The following is a 24601-nucleotide window of genomic DNA, read 5'->3' as shown; positions in this document are numbered from 1 at the left end:
CTCACTTCACACCCTCCTGGGGGCTGTGGTGGGGACGGGGACGTACGGGCAGCCGGCGCAGGTAGAGCCGGATGCCGTGCAGACGGATGCCGAGGGAGACCAGGGCGGTGGGCCACGGGTGGCGCAGCGCGGTGCGGACCAGGCTGCCGGTGGTGGCGGGGCGGCGTTCGCCCCGTACGGTCGCGGTGAAGGGACGTCCCCGCTCGCGTTCCAGCTGGACGGTCAGGCGCAGCCGCTCCCCCGGTTCCGGCAGCCGCATGCGGTAGGCGCCGTCGACGGGGAAGAACGGGGAGACGTAGAACTCCTTGTCCACCGTGGCCAGTCCGGCCGCGTCGGGGCGCAGCAGATAGCAGTGCCGCTCGCCGTAGGTGTTGTGGACCTCGGCGACGACGCAGAGGTCTTCGCCGTCGGGTCCGTGGCACCAGAAGAGGGTGAGCGGATTGAAGACGTGTCCGAGGACCCGGGCATGGGCGAGCATCGTGACCCGGCCACCGGCCAGGTCGATCCCGCGGGCGGCGAGGAACTCCTCCAGACCGGCCCGGATGGTCGGCCTGGTGCCGCCGAAGTGGTCCCGGGCGTCGAACCGGGCGAGCGGGCGCAGCGGGCGGGGCAGCCGCGGCGGCCGGTCGGGGTCGATCAGCCACATGTAGGTGCGGTGGCGCAGGGCGTAGTGGGTCGGCTCGGTCCTGACGTGGCCGACCTCGCAGGTGTAGAGGGCGGGGACGGTGGTGACGGGCCGGACGGCGGTGCTCACCACGTCACCCCCAGGGCCGCCGCCGCGTCGACGCCGGAGCGGCAGCCGTCCTCGTGGAAGCCCCAGCCGTGGTACGCCCCGGCGAAGGCGGTGACGGGGCCGCTGAGCGCGGGCAGTTCGCGCTGGGCGGCGACGGACTCGGGGGTGTAGACGGGGTGTTCGTAGACCATGCGGGCGATGACGCGGTCCTCGTCGACGAGGTCGGCGCCGTTGAGGGTGACGACATGGGTCTCGGGCGCGTCGAGGCGCTGGAGCCGGTTCATGTCGTAGCTGACCCGTACGGCGTCGGCGCCCGCGTCGCAGGAGGGCATCAGGTAGTTCCAGGACGCGCGGGCGTTCCCGGCGCGGGGCAGCACGCGCGTGTCGGTGTGCAGCTGAGTGGGGTTGCGGGAGTAGGGGAACGCGCCGAGGACCCGCCGCTCGTCCTCGGTGGCGTCGGCGAGCATGCGCAGCGCCTGGTCGGGGTGGACCGCGATGACGACCGAGTCGTAGCGCTCGGCGGCGCCGTCGTCGGTGACGATCTCGACCCCGTCCGCGTGACGGCGTACGGCCCGTACGGGCGTCGCCGTGTGCACGTGGTCGAGGTGTTTGCCGACCTGCTCCACGTACGCGCGCGAGCCGCCGCTGACCGTGCGCCACACCGGGGAGCCGCTGACGGCAAGCATGCCGTGGTGCGCCATGAAGCGGAACAGGTAGCGGGCCGGGTAGCGCATCGCGGTCCGCGCGTCGCAGGACCAGACCGCGGAGACGACCGGGGTCATGAAGTGCGAGGTGAAGTAGGGGGAGAAGCCGCCCTCGGCGATGAACTCGCCCAGGGTCTTCTCGGCGCGGCCGCCGTCCTCGGCCGCCGCCGTCGCGAGGAGCTTCCTGGCCCGCCGGTGGAAGGCCGGGACCTCGGTGAGCATCCGCAGATAGCGCGGGTTGAGGAGGTTGCGCGGCTGGGCGAGGAGACCGGCGGCGCCGCGCGCTCCGGCGTATTCGAGTCCGCAGCCGTCACACCGCACGGACATGCTCATCTCGGATTCCTGGGTGGCGACACCCAGTTCCTCGAAGAGCCGCAGCAGACTGGGGTAGGTGCGCCGGTTGTGGACGATGAAACCGGAGTCGACGTGGTGCACCCGTCCGTCGGCCGACGCCACGTCGTGGGTGTGCGCGTGTCCGCCGAGCCGGTCGTCGGCCTCGTACAGCGCGACCTCGTGCGCGCGCCTGAGCACATAGGCGGCGGTCAGTCCCGCCACTCCGCTGCCCACCACGGCCGTACGCGGACGTTCGCCGCTCATTCGCTGCTCCCCTGTATCTGCGGACACCGGGGCGTAGCCCCTCTGAGGTGCATTCGATCCGGCGGGTCCCGGGGATTGGTGCGGGGTGCGATCTTTCTGCTCGCGATACTTTTTTTCACTCGTCCGGGTTCGGGACCAATCCGTTCGGCGAGCGGCGCCGAATGGCCGGTGTGAGCGAAGATCCGAGAGACCCGGCCCCGCAGGACAGTCCCCGTGACTGGCCCGCCCTCCTGCTGCGTGGTGGTTGCGCGGCGTTGAGCGGGCTGATCACGGGGTTCACGGCGCTGGGTGTCGCGGAGCTGGTGTCGGCGGCCGTACGGCCCGAGTCGAGTCCTGTCACGGCGGTCGGCGGTGCGGTCATCGACCTCACCCCGCCCCCGCTGAAGGACTTCGCCGTACGGAACTTCGGGACCAACGACAAGCTGGTGCTGCAGCTCGGCATCCTGGCCCTCCTGGCGCTCTTCGCCATGACGGTCGGAGTGGTCGCTCTGCGCCATCGGCGGTCGGGTTCCGCGGCGGTTCTGGTCTTCGGCGCGATCGGAGCGGTGGCGGCGACGAGCCGCCCCGACGGCGGTCTCCTCGACGCGGTGCCTTCGGTCGTGGGTGCTCTGCTGGCCTCGGTGGTGCTGTACGCCCTGGTCGGCAGGCTCTCGCTCCGTCCTTCTCCCGCCGCCGCGGCGGACGGGGACGGAACCTTCGACCGGCGCGGCTTCGTGATCGCCGCGACGGCCGCGGTGGCGGCATCGGCCGGAGCGGGCGTCCTCGGACGCCGGCTCAACGCCTCGGGGGCGGCCGACGCCGTCGCGTCGCGTGCCGAGATCGTTCTGCCGAGTCCCGCCTCACGGGCCCGTCCCGTTCCGGCGGGCGCGGACCTCGGAATCCGCGGGCTGTCCTCCTTCACGACCCCCAACAAGGACTTCTACCGGGTGGACACCGCGCTGGTGGTGCCCCGGGTGGATGCCGGGTCCTGGCGGTTGAGGATCCACGGCAAGGGCGTCTCCACGCCGCTGACGTTCAGCTACGACGATCTGCTCCGACGGGAGTTGATCGAGCGGGACATCACCTTGACCTGTGTGTCCAACGAGGTCGGCGGTCCTTACGTGGGCAACGCCCGCTGGATCGGCGTCCGGCTGGCGGACCTGCTGCGCGAGGCCGGGGTACGCCCCCCGTCCAAGGGGGGCGCGGCCGACCAGATCGTGGCGCGCTCGGTCGACGGCATGACCATCGGTTCGCCGGTGGAGACGGTGATGGACGGGCGCGACGCCCTGCTGGCGCTGGGGATGAACGGGGAACCCCTCCCCTTCGACCACGGTTTCCCGGTACGGATGCTGGTGCCCGGCCTGTACGGCTACGTCTCCGCCTGCAAGTGGCTCCAGGACCTCGAACTCACCACGTTCGCCGAGTACGACGCGTACTGGGTGAAGCGCAGTTGGTCGAAGGAGGCTCCGATCAAGACGGAGTCGCGGATCGACACCCCCCGGCCGTTCGCCTCCCCCAAGGCGGGCAAGGTCCCGGTCGCCGGGGTCGCCTGGGCCCAGCACCGGGGCATAGCCCGGGTGGAGGTACGGGTCGACGGCGGCGACTGGCAACCGGCGAAGCTCGCGGCCGAGGACACCAAGGACACCTGGCGCCAGTGGGTGTGGGAGTGGCCCGCCACCAGCGGCAACCACACCCTGGAGGTCAGGGCCACCGACCGGGACGGCTACACCCAGACCTCCGAACGCGTCGGGACCGTACCCGACGGCGCGACCGGCTGGCACTCGGTGGTGGTCGCCGTCAGCTGACCCGACGGCACCGTCACCTTCCGTAACACCGGGTTCTCAGCACGGCACCTCCATGCCGCCGAGCACCCCGCGAACCAACAGATAAGCCATCAACACCCCCCGTGCGCGGAACAGTCCGTACACGACTTCCAAGGAGATACGACATGATCGCCACCCGTTTCCAGCGTGCCGCCATCGCCATCGTGGGCGCCGCTGTGCTGCCGCTGGCCCTCACCGCCTGCTCCAGCGACGACAACAAGGACAGCAAGGACTCGGCGACGGCCGCGGCTCCGAAGGAGTCGGCGACGACCGCGGACGACTCGGCCGGCATGAGCGGCGACAAGCCCTTCGGGACGGCCTGTGCGTCGGTGCCGGAGACCGGCGCGGGCTCCTTCGACGGCATGTCGAAGGACCCGGTCGCGACCGCCGCCTCCAACAACCCCGACCTGTCCACGCTGGTCACGGCGGTGAAGAAGGCCGGTCTCGTCGACACCCTGAACAACGCCAAGGACATCACGGTGTTCGCGCCGACCAACGAGGCGTTCGCCAAGGTCCCGAAGGCCGACCTGGACAAGCTCCTCGCCGACAAGGACGCCCTGACGAAGGTCCTCACGTACCACGTCGTGGGTGAGAAGCTGGCCCCGAAGGCCCTGGACAGCGGCACCTTCCCGACCCTGGAGAAGAGCACGCTGGCCACCAAGGGCTCAGGCGAGTCGTACACGGTGAACGACTCCGCGAAGGTCGTCTGCGGCAACGTCCCCACCGCCAACGCGACCGTCTACATCATCGACACCGTCCTGATGCCGAAGATGTGAGCCGCGCTTCCCCATCGCGGCGGGTGACCGTGTCCCGCCGCGATGGGGAGAGGTGCTCTTCCCGTCGGTGCGCCGTCCGTACACCTCNNGAGGTGTACGGACGGCGCACCGTCGTGCTCAGCCGACCGAGCTGTAGGCCACCACGCCGCGCAGCACCTCGTCGACCGCCTTGCGCGCGTTCTTCGCGACCGTGCTGTTCTCACGGGGCGCCGCGGCGGCGATCTGGCCGAGCACGTCGATGACCTGCTTGCACCAGCGCACGAAGTCGCCCGCGGGCATCTCGGCCTCGCGCAGCACCTCGTCCAGGCCCTTGCCGGAGGCCCACATGTGGACCGGCCAGGCGAAGCCGACATCGGGCTCGCGCTGTCCGACGCCCTCGGTCTGACTGATCTTCAGATCCTCTTCCAGGGCGTCGAGCCGGCCCCAGATACGGACCATCTCGCCCAGCGCCTTCGCCACCGCGCCCGAGGGCACCTTCGGCGCCACCGCGTCGTCGGCCTGCCGCGCCTCGTACACCAGCGCCGAGACACAGGCCGCCAGCTCGGCCGGGGAGAGCCCCTCCCACACGCCCTCGCGCAGACACTCGCTGGCCAGCAGATCCAGCTCGCCGTAGAGCCGGGCCAGCCGCTTGCCGTGCCGGGTCACCTCGTCGCCCCGGAGATAGTCCAGCTCGGTGAGGAGGGCGACGATCCGGTCGAAGGTGCGGGCGATCGTGTTCGTCCGGCCCTCGATACGGCGCTCCAGCTGCCGGGTGTCGCGCTGCAGCCGGTGGTAGCGCTCGGCCCAGCGGGCGTGGTCCTCCCGCTCGTCGCAGCCGTGGCAGGGGTGGGCGCGCAGCTCGGTGCGGAGCCGGGCGATCTCCCGGTCGTCCGCCGCCGCGGCCCGCTGCTTGCGGTGCCGCTCGGGCACGATGTGACCGGCCTTGGTGCGCAGCGCGGAGGCCAGATCGCGCCGGGACTGCGGCGAGCGCGGGTTGAACGACTTGGGGATCCGCATCCGCTCCAGCGTCTCCACCGGGACCGGGAAGTCCATCGAGGCCAGCCGCTTGACCTGGCGCTCGGCGGTCAGCACCAGCGGACGCGGGCCCTCCTGGTACTCGAAGCCGCGGTGTCCGTTGGCCCGCCCGGCCGGCAGCCCGGGGTCGAGCACCAGCGCGAGACCGGCGAACTTTCCGGTCGGCACGTGGATGACATCGCCCGGCTTGAGCTTCTCCAGCGACGAGGCGGCCGCCGCCCTGCGCTGGGTCGCGCCCTGCTTGGCCAGCTCCGTCTCGCGGTCCTTGAGATCGCGGCGCAGCCGCGCGTACTCCTCGAAGTCGCCGAGATGACAGGTCATGCCCTCGCGGTAGCCGTCGAGGCCCTCCTCGTTGCGCTGGACCTGCCGGGAGATCCCGACGACCGACTTGTCGGCCTGGAACTGCGCGAAGGAGGTCTCCAGCAGCTCCCGCGAACGATGACTGCCGAACTGCTGTACGAGATTGACGGCCATGTTGTACGAGGGCCGGAAGCTGGAGCGCAGCGGATACGTCCGGGTCCCGGCGAGTCCGGCCAGCGCGCCGGGGTCCATGCCGCGCTGCCAGAGCACCACGGCGTGGCCCTCCACGTCGATGCCGCGGCGGCCCGCCCGGCCGGTGAGCTGCGTGTACTCGCCGGGGGTGATGTCGGCGTGCTGCTCACCGTTCCACTTGACGAGCTTCTCCAGCACCACCGACCTGGCCGGCATGTTGATGCCCAGCGCCAGCGTCTCGGTGGCGAAGACCGCCTTCACCAGGCCCCGGACGAACAGCTCCTCCACGACCTCCTTGAAGGTCGGCAGCATCCCGGCGTGGTGCGCGGCGATGCCCCGCTCCAGGCCCTCCAGCCACTCGTAGTAGCCGAGGACATGGAGGTCCTCGCCGGGGATGGAGGCGGTGCGCTCCTCCACGATCTCGCGGACCCGGTGGCGGGCGTCCTCGTTGTTGAGCCGCAGCCCGGCGTGCAGGCACTGCTGGACGGCGGCCTCGCAGCCGGCCCGGCTGAAGATGAAGGTGATCGCCGGGAGCAGCCCCTCGGTGTCGAGTCGGTCGATGACCTCGGCCCTGGAGGGGGTCCAGATCCGGCCGCGCTGGCGCCGCTCGCGCTCGCGGTCCGCCTCGCGGACCATCTTGCCGCGTCGGCGCTCGCGCGGGTTGTACGTGCGCTGGTTCTCCATGCGGGCGAGCCGGACGAGATCCGGGCTGACCTCGCGCTTGGCGACGCCCCGCCCCCCGTGGTCGGTCTCCTCCTCGAACAGGTCGTACATCCGCCGTCCGGCCATCACGTGCTGCCACAGCGGTACGGGCCGGTGCTCGGAGACGATCACTTCGGTGTCGCCCCTGACCGTGTCCAGCCAGTCGCCGAACTCCTCGGCGTTGGAGACGGTCGCCGAGAGCGAGACCAGCGTCACGGACTCGGGGAGATGGATGATCACCTCTTCCCAGACGGCGCCCCGGAAGCGGTCGGAGAGGTAGTGCACCTCGTCCATCACCACGTAGCCGAGCCCCAGGAGCGACTGAGAGGAGGCGTAGAGCATGTTCCGCAGGACCTCGGTGGTCATGACGACCACCGGCGCGTCCGCGTTGACGCTGTTGTCACCGGTGAGCAGACCGACCTTGTCCGCGCCGTAGCGCTTGGCCAGATCGGTGTACTTCTGGTTGGAGAGCGCCTTGATGGGGGTGGTGTAGAAACACTTGCGGCCCTCGGCCAGGGCCAGGTGCACGGCGAACTCGCCGACGATCGTCTTGCCGGAGCCGGTGGGCGCGGCGACGAGCACGCCCTTGCCGGACTCCAGGGCCTGGCATGCCTCGATCTGGAACGGGTCGAGGGCGAAGTCGTACATCTCACGGAACGGCGCGAGCGCCGTGGCCTGATCGGCGGCGCGGATCAGGGCAGCGGCGTAGCGCTCGGCTGGGGAGAGGTCCTCTGTCATCTTGCGTTCGAGCCTACCCGCCACCTCTGACAGTCAGCCCGATCTTTCCTCGCGGTTGGGGCCCGCCGGTTCGTTCCGGCGGGCCCCAGAGGTCTCGGTGTCGCGGTGACCGTGGCGTCAGGTGACGTCGTCGTAGCCGTTCAGCCGCTCCGTACGGCCGCCGTCGGACTGGCCGGGCAGGGCGGGCCGGGAGGGTCCCGAGGCGACCTGTTCGACCGGCTCGGGCGTCAGGTCGAGGTCCGAAGCCTCGTCGTCGTCGAGATCGCGGTCCGGGTTGCCCAGGTCCCGTCGGCGGTCGTTGATCAGCGAGAACCCGCACGCCATGAAGTAGAGGACGGCCAGCGGGGCGGCGAGCACCAGCATCGAGATGGGGTCGCCGCCAGGGGTGGCGACGGCCGCGAAGATCGTCAGGCCGACGACCATGCCGCGCCACCAGCCGAGCATCCGCTTGCCGCTGAGCACCCGGGTCAGGTTGAGCAGGATCAGCAGGAGCGGGAGTTCGAAGGCGAGGCCGAAGACGATGACCATGCGCGTGATGAGGTCGAGATAGTCATCGAGCGGCAGCAGGTTCTTGGCGTCCTCGGGGGTGAAGCTGAGCATGATCGATGCCGTCTCCGGCAGGATCGTGTAGGCCAGGGTGGCGCCGCCGAGGAAGAGCGGGACGCCGAGCGCGACGAAGCCGAGCGCGTAGCGCTTCTCCTTGTTGTGCAGCCCCGGGGCGACGAACGCCCACAGCTGGTAGAGCCAGACCGGTGTGGCGGCCAGCACCCCCGCCATCAGCGACACCTTGAGCGCGATGGTGAAGGGGGACATCAGACCGCTGGTGACCATGTCGGCGCACGGCTTGCCGTTCACCATGGTCGTGGCGCCGTTCGCGCAGCCGACCGACGTGAGGATCGGATCCATCAGGAACTTGAAGATCCGCGCCTGGAAGAACATCGCGATGATGATCGCGACGAGAATGGCCAGAACCGACTTCAGCAGGCGGTTCCGCAGCTCACGCAGGTGCTCCGTGAGAGGCATGCGCCCCTCGGTGTCTCTCTCCTGCTTCGGGGCAGACTTGCGCAACCCGCGTCCCTCGTCTCGTTCCGGCAAACGTCGATCTGGTCGGTGGTCGCGTCAGCTCTGCGTCGTGCGGTTCTGGTCGGCGACCGGACGGGCGCTGGTGACATCGCCGGGCGCGGCCTGGATCGTGCGCGCGGCGGCCTGCGGCGGCGCGGCGTCGGCGGGCTCGGCGGCGGTCGGGGCCGGCTCGTCGTCCTTCTTCATGGCCTTGGCCTCGCTCTTGAGGATGCGGGCCGACTTGCCGAGGGAACGCGCCATGTCGGGGAGCTTCTTGGCACCGAACAACAGAACGATGATGCCGATGATCAGAAGAAGCTCTAGGGGCTTGAGATTGCCGATCATTGACGACTTCCTTCTCACTGGGCGGCTGGTGGAGGGCTGCCGGTACCGCCGAACGTACGTCTGGCCAGGATGCTCCTGGCGATCGTAACGTGCGGGGGTGAACGAAGGGCAATCCCCGTGCGTACTTCGATATCCGTCCCCCGGCCCGAATCCGCCGGGCCCGCTCAGCAGCGTACCCGCTGGGAACGGTGCGCAGGAGGGGGCGTACCGGTACGAAAACTATCGGAGCGCGTCCCCGGTGGCGGCCAGCCGGGTGGCCGCCCGCTCCAGGTCCTCGGCCGCCCGATCGATCCGCTCCGCGGTCGCGGCGACCTGCCGGCCCAGCCGCCGGGCTTCGAGGGCGACACGGACGGCCAGCACCCCGAGCACGGCGATCCCGCAGAAACCCAGGGCGATGGCGAGCATGGGCCAGAACATGGACAGAACCTCGACCGTTCTACGGAGGGGATGCGCCCCCTCGGGGTGGCGCACCGGGGGCGGCTGGGGTCTTTCGTTTGGATCAGGCCGGATGAGGGAGCGGGGTCTGGTGCCGTGGATCGCAAGGCGGAGGAGGGAGCCCACGCGGAGCGTAGGCGAGTGACGACAACGCGGCGAGGCGCGGTGCCAGGGCTCGCGAGCCCGGCATGATCCAAACGAGAGGCCCTAGGTGGTGGAGTGCAGGCGCAGCGTGCGCACCCCGCCGCCGGTGAGCAGCTCTATGATCCGCTCCCCCGCGGGCTTGCGGACGGCCGCCTCGCATTCGGGGCAGGTGAAGGAGTAGAAGGTGGTGCTGTGGCTGGCCCCGATCGCCAGTCTCAGCGCGCCCGCCGACAGCTCGAAGGCGGCGCGGCACTCGGGACAGGCGGCCTTGAAGAGGACCGGGATCACCGTCGAGAGCCCCGACAGCCCAGAAGTCGCCGACATTGTTCCTGGTTCTCCCTCGTCCTCGTGCGTGGTGCGTCATGCGGGTGTGCGCCGTGCGGGTGGGCCGTGCGGGTGCGTGGCCGTCGTGCGAAGGCCGCCGGTCAGGGCCGGGCGTCGTACGCGGCGAGAGCCTCCGCCGCCGCCCGCCGCGCGCTTTCGGCCACCTCCGGCGGGGAGACGATCCGGCCGTCCCCGCCGAGCCGCAGCGCGAGCCGGCCCAGCGAGGCGGGCTCGGGGGTGCGCAGCGTGATCCGCAGCCCGCCGTCGGGCAGCTCGACCGCGCTGTCGTGCGGGTAGTACTCGGCCACCCAGCGGCCGCCGGGCCCCACCTCGATCACCACCTCGGGGTCCTCCGCGGACGGCTGGACCAGCCCCTCCGACAGATCCCGCAGCTCCAGCTCGGGGGGTGCGGCCGGGGCGTCCAGCAGCTTGATCTCGGCCACCCGGTCCAGCCGGAACGTACGCCGGGCCTCGGAGAGCCGGCACCACGCCTCCATATAGGTGTGCCCGACGGCGAACAGCCGGATCGGGTCCACCTCGCGCTCCGTCAGCTCGTCGCGCGCCGGCGAGTAGTAGCGCAGCCACAGCCGACGGCGCTCGGAGATCGCGCGGTCGACCTCGGCGAACACCCCGCCCTCGGACTCGAAGATCACCGAGAGCCGGGAGCTGGCACCGGCCGCCTCGCCCGCCGCCGTCTCCAGTTTGGCGGTGGCCCGCAGCAGCGCCTCCCGGTCGCCCTCGCGCAGCCCCGGCAGGGTGGCGACGGCACGGGCCGCGACGAGCAGCGCCGTGGCCTCGTCGGCGGCCAGCCGCAGCGGCTCGGCGACATCGTCCGGGTTGTGCCACCAGATGCGGTCGCCGTCGGTGTCGATGTCCAGCAGGTCCCCGCCCCGGAAGCTCGTCCCGCACATGGGCAGGACGTCGAGGTCGGAGATCAGCTCGTCCTCGCTGATCCCGAAGGCGCGGGCGACATCGCTGACGTGCGCGCCGGGTCGCTCGCGCAGATAGGTCACCAGCGAGAGCATCCGCCGGGTCTGGTCGATGGCGTTGGCTGCCATGGTTGTCCGAGTCCCCCTCAGCCCAGGGCCACGGCGCGCAGCCGGTCCAGGACATCGGCCCGCAGATCAGCGGGTTCCAGTACGAGCACATCCGGGCCGAACTCCACCAGCCAGGCGTCGAGTCCATGGCCGTAGGGGATCTCCAGCTCGTCCCAGCCGTCTCCCAGCTCCCGCGACGAGAGCGCCCGCGCGCGCAGCGGGTAGCCGCTCCCGGCGCGCAGTCTGATCACGGCGGTGCGCGTCGCGGTCTCGCCCGCCCAGCTCTCCACGGTCTCCCTGACCGTGACCACATCGGGTACGGGCGCGCCGAAGGCCCCGGAGCGGGAGCGGACCCGGCCGGTGATCCGGGAGAGCCGGAAGACCCGCTCGGCGCCCCGGTCGCGGTCCCAGCCCGCCAGATACCAGTGCCCGCGCCAGCACTCCAGCGTCCAGGGCTCCACCTGGCGCTGTTCGGCCGTGGCGGCGTTGGCCTTGCGGTAGTCGAAGACGACGGGCCGCCGGTCGCGGCAGGCGAGCATCAGCGGCTCGAAGGCCGCCTCGTGGACGGGGATACGGGGCTCCAGCGCGCCGTGCTGCGCCGCGTAGGCGTCCTGCGCCTCCGGCATGCCCGCGGCCCGCAGCTTCTGCAACGCTCCGCTCGCCGCGCCCGCCAGCCGGGCCTGCTGCCAGACCTTGGCCGCCAGCCCCAGGGCGGCGGCTTCCTCGGCGTCGAGGGTGATCGCGGGGAGCCGATTGCTGTCGCGGCGGGCCAGATAGCCCGCGTCGCCGTCCAGGCTCTCCACCGTCTCGATGACCAGGCCCAGCTCGCGCAGATCCTCTTTGTCGCGCTCGAACATCCGGTTGAACGAGTCGTCGTTGCCTGCTTCGAGATACGCCTCAATGGAGCCCCGCAACTCACGCTTGCTGAGCGGGCGCCTGGTCCCGAGGAGACACAGCGCCAGATTCATCAGTCGCTCGGCCTTGGCAATGGCCATCGACGTCTCGCACCCCTTTTGATCGTGCCGCTTGCGCCCGCTGACCGTACCGCTCCGGGCTGTCGCCGCGAAAGCCGAGGGGGCCGGGCACGGCGGAGGGCCCGCGCCGGACGGCACGGGCCCTCGGGTACCCGCGGCTTCCCGCGGCGCGGCTCAGACGGAGACCAGGTCGCAGACGAAGATCAGCGTCTCGCCGGGCGCGATGGCCCTGCCGGCACCGCGGTCGCCGTAGCCGAGGTGCGCGGGGATGATCAGCTCGCGCCGGCCGCCGACCTTCATGCCCTGCACGCCCTTGTCCCAGCCCGCGATGACCTGACCGGCACCGAGGGTGAAGGGGAGCGGCGCGCCGCGGTTCCAGGAGGCGTCGAATTCCTCACCGGTGGAGAAGGCCACACCGACGTAGTGGACCTTGACGTTGGCGCCTGCCTGGGCGACCGGTCCTTCACCCTCCCAGATGTCCCTGATCTGGAGATCGGCCGGCGGCTCGCCACCCGGGAAGTCGACCTCGGGCTTCTCGATGCTCACTGAACTGCTCCTCAAAATGATGAACGGGCAACCGGGACAGTCTTACACCTTCGCCAGGATGTCCACGGCGAACACCAGAGTGGAGTTCTTCGGGATGCCCTGCTGCTCCTGGTTGCCGAACGCCTGGTCGGGCGGGATCACGACCAGGATCCTGCTGCCGACCTTCTTGCCCACGATCCCCGACTTGAGGCCCTTGAGGGTGAGCTGCGGCAGCGGGAAGGTCGTCGTACGACCGGTCTTGTACGTGGAGTCGAACTGCTTGGCGCCCTTCCAGAGGTACGCCGCGTAGTTCAGTACCACGGTGTCCGACTCCTTGACGGCCTCGCCCTTGCTCTCCAGCACGTAGTCGGAGACCAGCTTCTTGGGCGGATCGGTCTTCGGGATGGTGACCTTCGGCTCCTTGCCGTCGTCGTTGGTCCCGACCACCGGCAGCGCCTTGTCGTCCTGCGGCACGACGGTGCCCTTGGCGGACTTCGGCACCTGGGTGGACTTCAGGATGTCGACCACGAAGACGAGGGTGGAGTTCGGCTTGATGTCGCCCTGGCCCTGCGCCCCGTAGCCCAGGTCCGGCGGGATGCCCAGCTCGACGCGGCTGCCCACCTTCTGGCCTTCGAGACCCTGGTCCCAGCCCTTGATGACCATGCCGGCGCCGAGGGTCAGGTCGAACGGCTGCTTGCGGTCGAAGCTGTTGTCGAACGGCTTGGTCGAGTCCCAGCTCTGGCCCAGATAGTTGACCTGGATCGCGTCGCCCTTGGTGACCTTCGCGCCGTCGCCCTGGCTCAGGACATCGACCTTCAGCTCCTTCGGCGGTGTGCCCTCCCCCTTGTCGAGGGTCGGCTTCTCTCCGAACTTGGCGCCCGCGCTGATGGCGGGGAGGCCGTTCTTGGACGGGGTGGAGTCGGAGCCTCCGTCGCTGCCGCACGCCGCACTCAGCAGCAGCACGGGGACAACGATGAGGCCGGCAAGTCGGCGCACGTGTTCCTCAGATCTCAGACGGCACAGTAGGCGCCCACTCTAAGGCGTGCCTCGGGCCCCGCACGCGATATGCGCGGGGCCCGTGGCCGCCTTTTCCCCATGGGTGTCACATTGCGGCTCACATACCGGCGATGAGCTTTTCCACCCGTTCGTCCACGGACCGGAACGGGTCTTTGCAGAGCACCGTGCGCTGCGCCTGGTCATTGAGCTTCAGGTGCACCCAGTCGACGGTGAAGTCCCTGCGCTGTTCCTGGGCCCGGCGGATGAAATCGCCGCGCAGCCGGGCCCTGGTGGTCTGCGGGGGCACCGACTTGCCCTCGAAGATCTTCATGTCATTGCAGATCCGGGCCGCCTGCCCCCTCTTCTCCAAGAGGTAATAGAGGCCGCGACGGCGGTGGATGTCGTGGTAGGCGAGGTCTATCTGAGCGACCCTCGGATGCGACATGGTCATGTTGTGCTTGGCCCGGTACCGCTCGATGAGCTGGTATTTCATGACCCAGTCGATCTCGGTGGAGATACGGTCGAGGTCTTCCGCCTCGATCGCGTCGAGCGTGCGGCCCCACAGCTCCAGGACCTGTTCGACGGTGCCGGTGCGGATTCCGCGGCGCTCCACGAAATCCACGGCCTTTTCGAAGTACTCGCGCTGGATCTCCAGGGCGGACGCCTCCCGGCCGCTCGCCAGCCGGACCTTGCGCTGACCGGTGAGGTCGTGGCTGACCTCGCGGATCGCCCGGATGGGGTTCTCCAGGGTCAGATCGCGCATCACCGTGCCCGCCTCGATCATGCGCAGTACGAGATCGGTGGCGCCGACCTTGAGCAGCATGGTCGTCTCGGACATGTTCGAGTCGCCGACGATGACGTGCAGACGCCGGTAGCGCTCGGCGTCGGCGTGCGGTTCGTCCCGGGTGTTGATGATGGGACGGGAGCGGGTGGTGGCGGAGCTGACGCCTTCCCAGATGTGCTCGGCACGCTGGCTGGCGCAGTAGACCGCTCCCCGGGGGGTCTGGAGGACTTTGCCGGCACCGCAGATGAGCTGCCGGGTGACGAGGAAGGGGATGAGGATGTCCGCGAGCCGGGAGAACTCCCCGTGGCGGGCGACGAGATAGTTCTCGTGGCAGCCGTAGGAGTTTCCCGCCGAGTCGGTGTTGTTCTTGAAGAGATAGACGTCGCCCGCGATTCCCTCCTCGTGCAGGCGGCGTTCGGCGTCGACGAGCAGTCCTTCGAGAATGCGCTCGCCCGCTTTGTCGTGCGTGACCAGTTCGGTCACGTTGTCGCATTCGGGAGTCGCGTATTCCGGATGCGAACCCACGTCGAGGTAGAGACGGGCGCCGTTCCGCAGGAAGACATTGCTGCTGCGGCCCCATGACACAACACGGCGGAAGAGGTAGCGCGCCACTTCGTCAGGTGACAGTCGGCGCTGTCCCCTGAACGTGCACGTGACGCCGTACTCGTTCTCCAGCCCGAAAATGCGGCGGTCCATGTCTGAACATTACGCCTGATGACCTGAGCTGAAACCGGGTTCGGCCGCACCGCTTGGATCATTTTCCGTCCGGATGGTGGCATCGGCCGGACGGGCGGGGGCCGCGAGGGCCCGCTGGGTGGTCAGCAGAACGAGCAGCGCGGCGATCCCGCCGACCCCCGCGACGGCGAAGCTCGCCGCCGTTCCGCCGATCTCGACGGCGGGTCCCGCGACGGCGGTGCCCAGCGCGGAGCCGACGCCGACGGTGGTCACGAGCCAGGAGAACGCCTCGGTGACGGTGCCGTGCGGGGCGTGCCGGTCGACGACGACGAAGGCGCAGGCGATGGCGGGCGCCAGGAAGACACCGGCGAGAGCGCACAGCGCGGTCATCGCGAGGACGCCGGGGGTGAGTGTCAGGGGCAGGTAGCACAGGGCCAGCAGCGCGACGATGGCCCGCAGCCGGCGTTCGGGGGCGTCGCTCCACTGTCTGGCGCCGTACCCCAGCCCGCCCACCAGAGCGCCCAGGCCCAGGGCCGCCATCAGCCAGCCGTAGACGGACTCGCGGCCCTGGTCGTCGGCGTACGCCACGCCCGCGACGGTGATCGAGCCGAGGGCCAGTCCGATGAAGAGGAACGCGCCGAGGAGGGCGAGGAGTCCGGGTGAGCGCAGGGCGCCGAGCCAGTGCGCCTCGCGGGGCGCGGAGCGCCAGCGGCGGGAGGGCTCCGAGACGACGACGGAGAGCGCGCCGAGCAGGCCGAGGGCGTTGATGGCGAGCAGGGCCGCGGCCGGGGACCAGAGCGAGACGAGCAGGGTGACGAGGAGCGGGCCGACCGTGAACATCACTTCCTGGGCCACCGCGTCCATGGCGTACGCCCGGTGGACCCGGTCCTCGCCGCCGAGGACGCTGGGCCACAGCGCCCGCAGCCCGCCCTCCAGCGGCGGTGTGAAGACACCGGCGACGGCGACGGCCGCGTAGGCGAGCAGGGGGGAGTCCGTTCCGGCGACGACGAGCAGCACCGCCCCCGCGGCGGAGCCCACGGCGGCGGGCAGCTGCACCCGGAGCTGGCCGTGGAGGTCGACGACCCGGCCGAGCAGGGGCTGTCCGATCGCCGTGCCGATGCCGTAGACGGCCGCGAGCGCCCCGGCGAGGCTGTAGCTGCCGCCGCCCGCCCGGACGAGCAGGACGATGGCGATCGGCGCCGTGGCGTTCGGCAGCCGTCCCACCAGCGTGCCGGTCAGCAGCCTCGCGGCGTACGGCGCCTTGAGGATGTCCGCGTATCCCGTGGTTCCGCCGGCCATAGTGCCGTTCCCCCCTCGTCCCTCGCCCTCGCGGGCCCAAGGTTTTACGTATAACGTCGGCGTCATACGTACCATGACGGCAGCGCGCGGGTCCACCGCGATTCCCGCCGCACCATGGAGAACGACAGCGATGACAGAGCAGTCCGCCAGGCCCACCAGCAGGGACGTGGCGCGGGCCGCGGGCGTGTCCCAGGCCACCGTCTCGCTCGTGCTCGGCGGGAAGTCGCCCGGCCGGGTCTCGGAGCGGACCGCCGCCCTGGTGCGCGAGGCGGCGCGGGCGCTCGGCTACCGGCCCAACATCGCCGCGCGCAATCTGCGGCTCGGCACGACCAGGACGGCGCTGCTGGTGGTGCCCGCGCTCACCAACGAGTTCTTCGCGCGCGTCTACACGGGCGCGGCCGAGGTGGCCGCCGAGCACGACTTCGGCGTGGTGCTCTACCCCTCGCCCGCCGGGGTGGGGCCCGCCAGGGACCCGTTCGCCTCGGCGCGGGCGGCGCTGGACGGGGTGATCGCCTCCTCCATGGCCACCGGGGCGCTCGACGCGATCCGCGGGACGGACGGCGCGGATCTGCCCCTGGTGATGCTGGACAGCGATCCGGCGGCCCCCGGCGCCGCCGCCCGGGTGAACCTCGACATCGCCGACGGCATACGGCAGGTGACGGAGCATCTGCTCGGCCTCGGCCACCGGCGGCTGCTCCACCTCGCGTCCGCCGTCGACTCCTGGACCTTCGACGTCAGGTCCGACGCGCTGGCGCGGGCGGTACGCGGGGTCCCCGGCACGGTCGTACGGAGCGCACGCGCCCCGCTGGAGGTGGACGCCGCCCGAGCGGCCGTGGAGAGCACCCTCGGCGCGCCGGGCCCGCGTCCCACCGCCGTGGTCTGCGACGGCGACATCCTCGCCGCGGGTGCCTGCAAGGCGCTGCGGCGCCTGGGGCTGCGGGTGCCGGAGGACGTCTCCGTCACCGGCTTCGACGATCTGGCGCTGGCCACGGCGGTGGAACCGGAGCTGACGACGGTGCGGCTGCCCTCCGAGCAGGTGGGCAGGCGCGGCATGGCGGCGCTGCTGCGGGTCCTGGACGGGCAGCGGCCGGAGACGGGCGACCTGCCGGTCTCCCTGGTCGTCCGCGGTTCGACGGCGCCGCCGCCGGCCGAGGCGGACCAGCGTCGCTGAGAGCCGGACGGGGCCCGCCGTCCGCCCGCCCTGTGCGCCGGGACCGCCGCGCGGCGGTCCCGGCGGACGGGGCGGAGCGTTATTCCTTGCTGTCGCCCGAGGCGTCGGCGTCCGGCTTGCCGGTCTCCCCCGGCGTGTCGTCCGTCGCGGTGGCCGCCCCGCCGTCCGGCTCCTCGGTGTCCGAGGGCGCGTCCGTCGGGGTGGAGGCCGCGCCGTCCGCCTCCAGCAGCCGGGAGAGCTGACGGCCGACGATCCGCTTGAACTTGCGCTGCTGGGGCCGCGTACGGTCCAGGACCGCCACTTCGAGCCGCTCGGCGGGGATCTCCCGCTCGCCGCCGTTGGTGTCCCTGGACAGCGCCTGGACGGCCAGCTTCAGCGCCTCGGCGAGCGACATCCCGTCCCGGTGACGCTGGTCGAGGTAGGTGCTGATCTGCTCCGAACTGCCGCCGACGGCGACCGAGCCGTGCTCGTCGACGATCGAGCCGTCGTGCGGCAGCCGGTAGATCTGGTCGCCGTCCACGGTGTCGCCGACCTCGGCGACGACCAGCTCGACCTCGTACGGCTTCTCCCCCGAGCTGGAGAAGATCGTGCCCAGCGTCTGCGCGTAGACGTTGGCCAGGCCACGAGCCGTCACATCGTCACGGTCGTAGGTGTATCCGCGCAGGTCGGCGTAGCGGACACCGCCGATGCGCAGGTTCTCGTACTCGTTGTACTTGCCGGCCGCGGCGAAGCCGATCCGGTCGTAGATCTCGCTGAACTTGTGCAGCGCGCGGGAGGGGTTCTCGCCGACGAAGACGATGCCGTCGGCGTACTGGAGCACGACCAGGCTGCGACCGCGGGCGATGCCCTTGCGGGCGTACTCCGCCCGGTCGGCCATGGCCTGCTGGGGTGAGACATAGAACGGCGTCGACACCGGCTATCCGTCCCTTTCTGTCAATGGCAGGTTCTGGTTCATCAGAGCAGCGCGGCGCGCGGGCCGTCGGGCTGGGTCAGCCGGCGCTCCAGGATCGCGCGGGCGATCTCGGAGGACTCGTCGTCGGTCAGCCGCCGGAAGCCCTCGTCCGTGATGACCGTGACGATGGGGTAGATCCGGCGGGCCACATCGGGGCCGCCCGTCGCGGAGTCGTCGTCCGCCGCGTCGTACAGGGCCTGGATGACCAGGGTGGTGGCCTGCTGCTCCGTCAGATCGTCGTGGTAGAGCTTCTTCATGGCGCCCCGGGCGAAGATCGAGCCGGACCCGGTGGAGGCGAAGCCCGTCTCCTCGGAGCGGCCGCCCGTCACGTCGTACGAGAAGATGCGGCCCCGCTCGCGGTCCACGTCCCAGCCGGCGAAGATCGGGACGACGGCCAGGCCCTGCATGGCCATGGCCAGGTTGGAACGGATCATCGTGGAGAGCCGGTTGGCCTTGCCCTCCAGGGAGAGCTGCACCCCTTCGACCTTCTCGAAGTGCTCCAGCTCCAGCTGGAAGAGCTTGACCATCTCCACGGCGAGTCCCGCGGTGCCCGCGATGCCCACGGCCGAGTACTCGTCGGCCGGGAAGACCTTCTCGATGTCGCGCTGCGCGATCATGTTGCCCATCGTCGCGCGGCGGTCGCCCGCGAGGACCACGCCGCCGGGGAAGGTCACCGCGACGATCGTGGTGCCGTGCGGCGCCTCGATCGCTCCCTGCAGGGGCGGCAGCGACCGATTGCCGGGCAGCAGGTCGGGCGAGTGGTGGGACAGGAAGTCCATGAACGAGGACGAGCCGGGCGTCAGGAAGGCAGCTGGTAGACGCCCGGTGCTACGAGTGTTGGCTTCCACGCGTTTCCCTCCAGGTATGCGACGGCCCGACGCGCGGTGAGGGATCGTCTCCCAACGTGCCGATGGCCGAATTGCAGTTGAAGCACATTACGCCACGGACCCTACCCGTCCCGTGGCGGTGATCCACCTGAACCGCGGGACCGGTCCCGCGACGGGGACGCGTGCCCCGCGCGCGGGTGCGACGCGCCCCGCCGCGGGGGCCGTCGCACCGCGCCCGCCGCGGCGGGGAGGCCGCCTTCACCCCCCGCCGTTCACATCCGTGGACTACTGTCCACCCTTCTGGACGAAGGAGCGCACGAAGTCCTCGGCGTTCTCCTCCAGCACGTCGTCGATCTCGTCCAGAACGGAGTCCACGTCGTCCGACAACTTCTCCTGGCGCTCCTTGAGGTCCTCGGACGCCTGCGCCTCCTGCGCCTGCTCCTCGGTCTGCTCGGTGGAACGCGTCGCCTTCTGCTGTCCGCCGTCGGTGTCCTTGGCCGCCATAACCCTCACCCCGCTCGGTTCGCCCCGCTCGATGTGACCTTCAAGATCCGACCCTACAAGGAGGGTCGGACATCGGCCCCGTGGTTCCTCGATGTCCTCAACGTCCCGGGGCCACCTCGATCATTCCCCGCGGGGAACCATTTCAGCCGCCGGAGAGCGTCCGGACCAGCTCCTCGGCCGTGCGGCAGCGGTCCAGCAGCTCCTTGACGTGGTTCCTGGTACCGCGCAGCGGCTCCAGGGTGGGGACCCGCTGGAGCGAGTCGCGGCCCGGCAGGTCGAAGATGACCGAATCCCAGGACGCGGCGGCCACGTCGTCCGCGTACTGCTCCAGGCAGCGGCCCCGGAAATAGGCCCTGGTGTCCTCGGGCGGGCTGGTCCTGGCGCGCTCGACGTCCCGCTCGTCCAGCAGCCGCCGCATCCTGCCCCGGGCCACCAGACGGTTGTAGAGGCCCTTCTCGGGGCGTACGTCGGCGTACTGGAGGTCCACGAGGTGCAGCCGGGGCGCGTCCCAGTCCACGCTGTCGCGGCGGCGGTAGCCCTCCAGGATCCCCCGCTTGGTGATCCAGTCCAGCTCGCCCGACAGACTCATCGGATCGTTCTCCAGCCGGTTGAGCGTGTCCTCCCACCGGCCGAGGACGTCCTTGGTCTGCTCGTCGGCGTCGACCCCGTACCGCTCCTCGACGTACTTCCTGGCCAGCTCGTAGTACTCCATCTGGAGCTGGACCGCGGTGAGTGTCCGGCCGCTGCGGAGCGTGATCAGCTGCCCGAGGGTGGGGTCGTGCGAGACCTGGTGCAGGCTGCGCACCGGCTGGTCGACGGCGAGGTCGACGTTGATGAAGCCGTCCTCGATCATCGAGAGCACCAGCGCGGTGGTGCCGAGCTTGAGGTAGGTCGAGATCTCCGACAGATTGGCGTCACCGATGATCACGTGCAGCCTGCGGTACTTCTCCGCGTCCGAATGGGGCTCGTCACGGGTGTTGATGATGGGCCGCTTGAGCGTCGTCTCCAGCCCCACCTCGACCTCGAAGTAGTCCGCGCGCTGGCTGATCTGGAAGCCGTGCTCGTGACCGTCCTGGCCGATGCCGACCCGGCCCGCGCCCGTCACCACCTGCCGGGAGACGAAGAACGGCGTCAGATGGCGCACGATGTCCGAGAAGGGGGTCTCCCGCTTCATCAGATAGTTCTCGTGCGTGCCGTAGGACGCGCCCTTGTTGTCGGTGTTGTTCTTGTACAGATGGATCGGCTGGGCGCCGGGCAGCTGCGCGGCCCGCTCGGCGGCCTCGGCCATGATCCGCTCGCCGGCCTTGTCCCAGAGGACCGCGTCGCGCGGATTGGTGATCTCCGGGGAGCTGTACTCCGGATGGGCGTGGTCGACGTAGAGCCGGGCACCGTTCGTGAGGATCACATTGGCCAGACCGATGTCCTCGTCGGTGAGCTGGCTGGAGTCGGCGGTCTCGCGGGCGAGGTCGAAGCCGCGGGCGTCCCGCAGCGGGTTCTCCTCCTCGAAGTCCCAGCGGGCCCGCCGCGCCCGGTGCATCGCCGCCGCGTAGGCGTTGACGATCTGGGACGAGGTGAGCATGGCATTGGCGTTCGGGTGGCCCGGAACGGAGATGCCGTACTCCGTCTCGATGCCCATTACTCGCCGTACGGTCATGCGGCCCTCCTTGCCCGGCGGCGCTCCCCTCCGGGAGCGGCGCTCAAGTACCGCTGCGTCCGAGCTGCGCGTGCGGTGCCCGGTCCCGCCCCGCGTGACGCGGCAGTACGAACGAGACTAGAACGCCGCCGCGCCGGAGGGGAGATCATTTCCGTCATTGGCCTGGTGTGGTGGACGGTGCGGGGGTAGCGGGGGTGGTGGCCGGTCGGAAAGCAACCGGCTGCGGATGCCCTTCCGGACATCCGCAGCCGGTCCGCGCTCTACAGGTACTGACCCGTGTTGGCCACCGTGTCGATGGAGCGTCCGGTGTCCGCGCCCTGCTTTCCGGTCACCAGCGTGCGGATGAAGACGATCCGCTCGCCCTTCTTGCCGGAGATACGGGCCCAGTCGTCGGGGTTGGTGGTGTTCGGCAGGTCCTCGTTCTCCTTGAACTCGTCCACGCAAGCCTGGAGGAGGTGGGAGACCCGAAGACCCTTCTGATTGTGGTCGAGGAATGCCTTGATGGCCATCTTCTTGGCCCGGTCCACAATGTTCTGGATCATCGCGCCGGAGTTGAAGTCCTTGAAATAGAGGACTTCCTTGTCGCCATTGGCGTACGTGACCTCCAGGAAGCGGTTCTCCTCGGACTCCGCGTACATCTGCTCCACCACGGACTGGATCATTCCGTGAGCGGCGGCCTCCTTGGAGCCCCGGTGCTCGGAGATGTCGTCCACGTGCAGCGGCAGCGTGGGCGTGAGGTATTTCGCGAAGATGTCCTTCGCGGCCTCCGCGTCCGGACGCTCGATCTTGATCTTCACATCGAGTCGGCCGGGCCGCAGGATGGCGGGGTCGATCATGTCCTCACGGTTGGAGGCGCCGATGACGATGACGTTCTCCAGGCCCTCCACCCCGTCGATCTCGGCGAGCAGCTGCGGGACGATGGTGTTCTCCACGTCCGAGCTGACGCCGGAGCCGCGGGTACGGAAGAGGGATTCCATCTCGTCGAAGAAGACGATGACGGGGGTGCCCTCGCTGGCCTTCTCCCGGGCACGCTGGAAGACCAGCCGGATATGGCGCTCGGTCTCACCGACGTACTTGTTGAGCAGCTCGGGACCCTTGATGTTCAGGAAGTAGCTCTTCCCCGCGGGCCGGCCGGTCACCTCGGCGACCTTCTTGGCGAGCGAGTTGGCCACGGCCTTGGCGATCAGGGTCTTGCCGCAGCCGGGCGGGCCGTAGAGCAGGATGCCCTTCGGCGGACGCAGCTCGTGCTCCTTGAACAGGTCCGGGTGGAGATAGGGAAGCTCGACCGCGTCGCGGATCATCTCGATCTGGCCGCCCAGACCGCCGATCTTCTCGTAGTCGACGTCCGGCACCTCTTCGAGGACCAGCTCCTCGACCTCGCTCTTGGGCACCACTTCGTAGACATAGCCGGAGCGGGGTTCGAGCAGGAGGGCGTCGCCGGGGCGGATGGTGATGTCCAGCAGGGGCTCCGCGAGCCGCACCACCCGTTCCTCGTCGGTGTGCCCGATCACCAGGGCGCGCTCGCCGTCCTCAAGGATCTCCTTGAGGGTGACGATGTCCCCGGCGCGCTCGAATTCCATGGCCTCGACCACATTGAGCGCCTCGTTGAGCATGACTTCCTGGCCGCGCCGCAGTTCTTCCAGCTCGACGCCAGGGCTGACATTCACCCGGAGCTTGCGGCCCCCGGTGAAAATGTCGGCCGTGCCGTCCTCATTGGCGTGCAGAAAGACACCGAAGCCGGCGGGCGGCTGTGCGAGCCGGTCGACTTCTTCCTTGAGGGCCACGATCTGGTCACGGGCCTCACGCAGCGTATTGGCGAGCCGCTCGTTCTGCGCGGACACCCCCGCCAGATTCGTCTGCAACTCGACGATCCGCTCTTCGAGAATTCTCGTGTGCCGCGGAGAGTCGGCGAGCTTACGTCGCAGGACGGCGATTTCCTGCTCTAGATAGGCAACCTGGCCGGCCGGGTCTTCGGACCCCCGCGCGGGCCGGATGCCGCGGTTGATGTCGTCGTCGTGGGCTGCCACGGTCCTCACCTCCTCCAAGGGGAGCTGGACGCTTCCTGACCCTACCTGGGTGGGTGATGATTGAAACCCCTAGATCACAAAGACTGTCGGGGTGTGTCCGATCTTCACCCTTGCGCCCTCTCCCTCACGCGGAGGGAATACCCACCCAGCGGCACCGGAAAGCGGCCGGTTGTATCGTCGAGGTGTTCAACACCCGCCGGGGCCGACGCGACTTGCTCGAAGCGCGCCGCCCGGCGCAGCCGATGGCAGGAGAGATGACCGTGCAGCAGGAGGCTCCCACCGAAGGTGTCACCGAGACCGGTGAGCCGCTGGAGGTCTGGATCGACCAGGACCTCTGCACCGGCGACGGGATCTGCGCCCAGTACGCCCCGGACGTCTTCGAGCTGGACATCGACGGGCTGGCCTATGTGAAAAGCTCCGAGGACGAGCTGCTCCAGTCGCCCGGCGCGACCACCCGCGTACCGCTGCCGCTGCTGCGCGACGTGGTGGATTCGGCCAAGGAGTGTCCCGGCGACTGCATCCATGTGCGCCGGGTCACGGACCGGGTCGAGGTGTACGGACCCGACGCGGAGTGAGTGTTCACACACCTCGGGCGACGGGGCGCTCGCCCCGTACGAAGGCGCCGTTCTTCCAGCGCCAGGAGACGTGCTCCTCCTCGTCGGGGCAGCAGCTCGGTACGTCGGGACCCGAGTAGCCGAGCAGGGTGGCCAGCACGATTCCGTCGCGTATCGCGAAGTCGGGGCCGACGCTGCGCTTCTCCCCCGGGTCCACGAGCGTGGCCACGACGCGGGGCTCGCCGCCCGCGCCCGTCAGTACGTAGACGCCGCTGGGCGGGGTGCCGGATCCGGCCTCGCAGCGGACCACGGCCACCGTCTCGGGGGTGCCGTCACCGTCGAGATCTCCGTACACCTTCCTGGTCACGACCGTGCCCGCTCCCCCGCACTCCAGCGGGAAGTCCGCCTCCGCCGGATCGGGGGCGGCCGGCGCGCTCCGGCCGGGCCCTGCGGCCCGTACCTGGTGGTCGCCCGACGGCGAGGCGGTGGCGGCGCCGGGCTGCGTCAGGGTCGTCAGGGCGACGACGCCCGCCATCGCCGTGGCGGTCGCGAGCCAGTGGATCGGCCGGGGCCGGGCATGCGCGAGGTCCGGAACGTCGGGGATCTGCACGCGGGGCGTCTCCTGTGAAGGCGGTGCCGACGGGTTTGATCGGGGCTGGGGGGAGACAGCATCGTGCCACACGTCACAGCGGGACGGAACACGGGGGTCCGCGACAGCCACCGTGCGTAGGGACAACACACCGTCGCCGCCGTC

The 24601-nt window shown here is 70.2% G+C and carries 23 protein-coding genes and 1 pseudogene; 4 read left to right on the top strand and 20 right to left on the bottom strand.

All coding sequences use genetic code 11. The features are described 5' to 3' along the window. Position 1: 1 nt before the first annotated feature. Both DVH02_RS08165 and DVH02_RS08160 read right to left on the bottom strand, forming a co-directional pair. Positions 2 to 754 (bottom strand): DUF1365 domain-containing protein, encoded by a 753-nt coding sequence (locus DVH02_RS08165; RefSeq protein ID WP_199566204.1) that lies wholly within the window; start codon positions 752 to 754, stop codon positions 2 to 4. Beyond that, positions 751 to 2034: an NAD(P)/FAD-dependent oxidoreductase gene (locus tag DVH02_RS08160; protein ID WP_114623038.1), complete on the bottom strand. Its 1284-nt coding sequence runs from the start codon at positions 2032 to 2034 to the stop codon at positions 751 to 753. The genes DVH02_RS08165 and DVH02_RS08160 overlap by 4 nt, the downstream gene beginning before the upstream one ends. Before the next feature lie 161 nt (positions 2035 to 2195). Between DVH02_RS08160 and DVH02_RS08155 the strand changes: the two genes are divergently transcribed. Further along, positions 2196 to 3818 carry a sulfite oxidase gene (locus DVH02_RS08155; protein WP_114623037.1) on the top strand — a complete coding sequence of 541 codons (1623 nt, stop codon included), beginning with the start codon at positions 2196 to 2198 and terminating at the stop codon, positions 3816 to 3818. A gap of 143 nt (positions 3819 to 3961) precedes the next feature. Next, the gene (locus DVH02_RS08150) at positions 3962 to 4612 is read left to right on the top strand and encodes a fasciclin domain-containing protein (RefSeq protein WP_114623036.1); all 651 of its coding nucleotides are present in this window, start codon (positions 3962 to 3964) and stop codon (positions 4610 to 4612) included. Between the two features lie 117 nt (positions 4613 to 4729). Here the strand turns inward: DVH02_RS08150 and DVH02_RS08145 are convergent, their stop codons facing one another. The 11 genes from DVH02_RS08145 to DVH02_RS08095 all read right to left on the bottom strand — a co-directional run bounded on the left by DVH02_RS08145 (position 4730) and on the right by DVH02_RS08095 (position 16158). Then, complete coding sequence (locus tag DVH02_RS08145; protein WP_114623051.1) at positions 4730 to 7558, bottom strand: DEAD/DEAH box helicase; 2829 nt, start codon at positions 7556 to 7558, stop codon at positions 4730 to 4732. A gap of 117 nt (positions 7559 to 7675) precedes the next feature. Then, positions 7676 to 8626, bottom strand: a complete 951-nt coding sequence (gene tatC, locus DVH02_RS08140) for a twin-arginine translocase subunit TatC (protein ID WP_114623035.1) — start codon at positions 8624 to 8626, stop codon at positions 7676 to 7678. A 51-nt stretch (positions 8627 to 8677) separates the two neighbouring features. After that, entirely contained in the window at positions 8678 to 8965 is a 288-nt protein-coding gene (gene tatA, locus DVH02_RS08135) for a Sec-independent protein translocase subunit TatA (protein WP_114623034.1), read from the bottom strand. Between the two features lie 219 nt (positions 8966 to 9184). Then, positions 9185 to 9382, bottom strand: a complete 198-nt coding sequence (locus tag DVH02_RS08130) for a hypothetical protein (protein ID WP_114623033.1) — start codon at positions 9380 to 9382, stop codon at positions 9185 to 9187. Between the two features lie 225 nt (positions 9383 to 9607). Beyond that, positions 9608 to 9868 carry a hypothetical protein gene (locus DVH02_RS08125; protein WP_114623032.1) on the bottom strand — a complete coding sequence of 87 codons (261 nt, stop codon included), beginning with the start codon at positions 9866 to 9868 and terminating at the stop codon, positions 9608 to 9610. 101 nt (positions 9869 to 9969) lie between these two features. Further along, positions 9970 to 10926 (bottom strand): helix-turn-helix transcriptional regulator, encoded by a 957-nt coding sequence (locus tag DVH02_RS08120; RefSeq protein WP_114623031.1) that lies wholly within the window; start codon positions 10924 to 10926, stop codon positions 9970 to 9972. Positions 10927 to 10943: 17 nt separating this feature from the next. Then, positions 10944 to 11900 carry a helix-turn-helix transcriptional regulator gene (locus tag DVH02_RS08115; RefSeq protein ID WP_114623030.1) on the bottom strand — a complete coding sequence of 319 codons (957 nt, stop codon included), beginning with the start codon at positions 11898 to 11900 and terminating at the stop codon, positions 10944 to 10946. 153 nt (positions 11901 to 12053) lie between these two features. Beyond that, complete coding sequence (locus DVH02_RS08110; protein WP_114623029.1) at positions 12054 to 12425, bottom strand: FKBP-type peptidyl-prolyl cis-trans isomerase; 372 nt, start codon at positions 12423 to 12425, stop codon at positions 12054 to 12056. Positions 12426 to 12467: 42 nt separating this feature from the next. Further along, complete coding sequence (locus DVH02_RS08105; RefSeq protein WP_114623028.1) at positions 12468 to 13400, bottom strand: FKBP-type peptidyl-prolyl cis-trans isomerase; 933 nt, start codon at positions 13398 to 13400, stop codon at positions 12468 to 12470. A 118-nt stretch (positions 13401 to 13518) separates the two neighbouring features. Then, positions 13519 to 14880 (bottom strand): Pup--protein ligase, encoded by a 1362-nt coding sequence (gene pafA / locus DVH02_RS08100; protein ID WP_114623027.1) that lies wholly within the window; start codon positions 14878 to 14880, stop codon positions 13519 to 13521. Between the two features lie 9 nt (positions 14881 to 14889). Further along, a complete protein-coding gene (locus tag DVH02_RS08095; RefSeq protein WP_114623026.1) occupies positions 14890 to 16158 on the bottom strand; it encodes an MFS transporter in 1269 nt (422 codons plus the stop codon). A gap of 130 nt (positions 16159 to 16288) precedes the next feature. Here DVH02_RS08095 and DVH02_RS08090 point away from each other — a divergent pair, with 130 nt between their 5' ends. Then, complete coding sequence (locus tag DVH02_RS08090) at positions 16289 to 17329, top strand: LacI family DNA-binding transcriptional regulator (RefSeq protein ID WP_114623025.1); 1041 nt, start codon at positions 16289 to 16291, stop codon at positions 17327 to 17329. Positions 17330 to 17408: 79 nt separating this feature from the next. On the opposite strand, the gene prcA is transcribed toward DVH02_RS08090, so the two are convergent. The 6 genes and pseudogenes from prcA to arc form a co-directional block, all read right to left on the bottom strand. Beyond that, positions 17409 to 18242, bottom strand: a complete 834-nt coding sequence (gene prcA / locus DVH02_RS08085) for a proteasome subunit alpha (RefSeq protein ID WP_114623024.1) — start codon at positions 18240 to 18242, stop codon at positions 17409 to 17411. 41 nt (positions 18243 to 18283) lie between these two features. Continuing rightward, complete coding sequence (gene prcB / locus DVH02_RS08080) at positions 18284 to 19129, bottom strand: proteasome subunit beta (protein ID WP_114623023.1); 846 nt, start codon at positions 19127 to 19129, stop codon at positions 18284 to 18286. After that, positions 19081 to 19268: pseudogene (locus tag DVH02_RS08075) on the bottom strand (endonuclease domain-containing protein); the annotation flags it as partial. The pseudogene DVH02_RS08075 and the gene prcB, both read right to left, overlap by 49 nt. 125 nt (positions 19269 to 19393) lie before the next feature. Further along, on the bottom strand, positions 19394 to 19612 hold the full coding sequence (locus DVH02_RS08070; RefSeq protein ID WP_114623022.1) for a ubiquitin-like protein Pup: 219 nt from the start codon (positions 19610 to 19612) through the stop codon (positions 19394 to 19396). Positions 19613 to 19754: 142 nt separating this feature from the next. Then, a complete protein-coding gene (gene dop / locus DVH02_RS08065) occupies positions 19755 to 21266 on the bottom strand; it encodes a depupylase/deamidase Dop (protein WP_407697601.1) in 1512 nt (503 codons plus the stop codon). A gap of 260 nt (positions 21267 to 21526) precedes the next feature. Beyond that, positions 21527 to 23293 carry a proteasome ATPase gene (gene arc / locus DVH02_RS08060; protein WP_114623020.1) on the bottom strand — a complete coding sequence of 589 codons (1767 nt, stop codon included), beginning with the start codon at positions 23291 to 23293 and terminating at the stop codon, positions 21527 to 21529. 254 nt (positions 23294 to 23547) lie between these two features. Between arc and DVH02_RS08055 the strand changes: the two genes are divergently transcribed. Continuing rightward, the gene (locus DVH02_RS08055; RefSeq protein WP_114623050.1) at positions 23548 to 23868 is read left to right on the top strand and encodes a ferredoxin; all 321 of its coding nucleotides are present in this window, start codon (positions 23548 to 23550) and stop codon (positions 23866 to 23868) included. A 4-nt stretch (positions 23869 to 23872) separates the two neighbouring features. On the opposite strand, the gene DVH02_RS08050 is transcribed toward DVH02_RS08055, so the two are convergent. Beyond that, on the bottom strand, positions 23873 to 24457 hold the full coding sequence (locus tag DVH02_RS08050) for a hypothetical protein (protein WP_114623019.1): 585 nt from the start codon (positions 24455 to 24457) through the stop codon (positions 23873 to 23875). Between the last annotated feature and the right edge of the window lie 144 nt (positions 24458 to 24601).

It is taken from the genome of Streptomyces corynorhini (genome assembly GCF_003346515.1).
Taxonomy (GTDB): Bacteria; Actinomycetota; Actinomycetes; order Streptomycetales; family Streptomycetaceae; genus Streptomyces; species Streptomyces corynorhini.
This window is presented reverse-complemented; position numbering and strand designations above follow the sequence as displayed.

Coding starts and splice junctions, on each gene's coding strand:
- DVH02_RS08160 (WP_114623038.1), bottom strand. CDS start 2,034: ATGAGCGGCGAACGTCCGCGTACGGCCGTGGTGGGCAGCGGAGTGGCG.
- DVH02_RS08155 (WP_114623037.1), top strand. CDS start 2,196: ATGGCCGGTGTGAGCGAAGATCCGAGAGACCCGGCCCCGCAGGACAGT.
- DVH02_RS08150 (WP_114623036.1), top strand. CDS start 3,962: ATGATCGCCACCCGTTTCCAGCGTGCCGCCATCGCCATCGTGGGCGCC.
- DVH02_RS08145 (WP_114623051.1), bottom strand. CDS start 7,558: ATGACAGAGGACCTCTCCCCAGCCGAGCGCTACGCCGCTGCCCTGATC.
- tatA (WP_114623034.1), bottom strand. CDS start 8,965: ATGATCGGCAATCTCAAGCCCCTAGAGCTTCTTCTGATCATCGGCATC.
- DVH02_RS08130 (WP_114623033.1), bottom strand. CDS start 9,382: ATGTTCTGGCCCATGCTCGCCATCGCCCTGGGTTTCTGCGGGATCGCC.
- DVH02_RS08125 (WP_114623032.1), bottom strand. CDS start 9,868: ATGTCGGCGACTTCTGGGCTGTCGGGGCTCTCGACGGTGATCCCGGTC.
- DVH02_RS08120 (WP_114623031.1), bottom strand. CDS start 10,926: ATGGCAGCCAACGCCATCGACCAGACCCGGCGGATGCTCTCGCTGGTG.
- DVH02_RS08115 (WP_114623030.1), bottom strand. CDS start 11,900: ATGGCCATTGCCAAGGCCGAGCGACTGATGAATCTGGCGCTGTGTCTC.
- pafA (WP_114623027.1), bottom strand. CDS start 14,880: ATGGACCGCCGCATTTTCGGGCTGGAGAACGAGTACGGCGTCACGTGC.
- DVH02_RS08095 (WP_114623026.1), bottom strand. CDS start 16,158: ATGGCCGGCGGAACCACGGGATACGCGGACATCCTCAAGGCGCCGTAC.
- DVH02_RS08090 (WP_114623025.1), top strand. CDS start 16,289: ATGACAGAGCAGTCCGCCAGGCCCACCAGCAGGGACGTGGCGCGGGCC.
- DVH02_RS08070 (WP_114623022.1), bottom strand. CDS start 19,612: ATGGCGGCCAAGGACACCGACGGCGGACAGCAGAAGGCGACGCGTTCC.
- dop (WP_407697601.1), bottom strand. CDS start 21,266: ATGACCGTACGGCGAGTAATGGGCATCGAGACGGAGTACGGCATCTCC.
- DVH02_RS08055 (WP_114623050.1), top strand. CDS start 23,548: ATGACCGTGCAGCAGGAGGCTCCCACCGAAGGTGTCACCGAGACCGGT.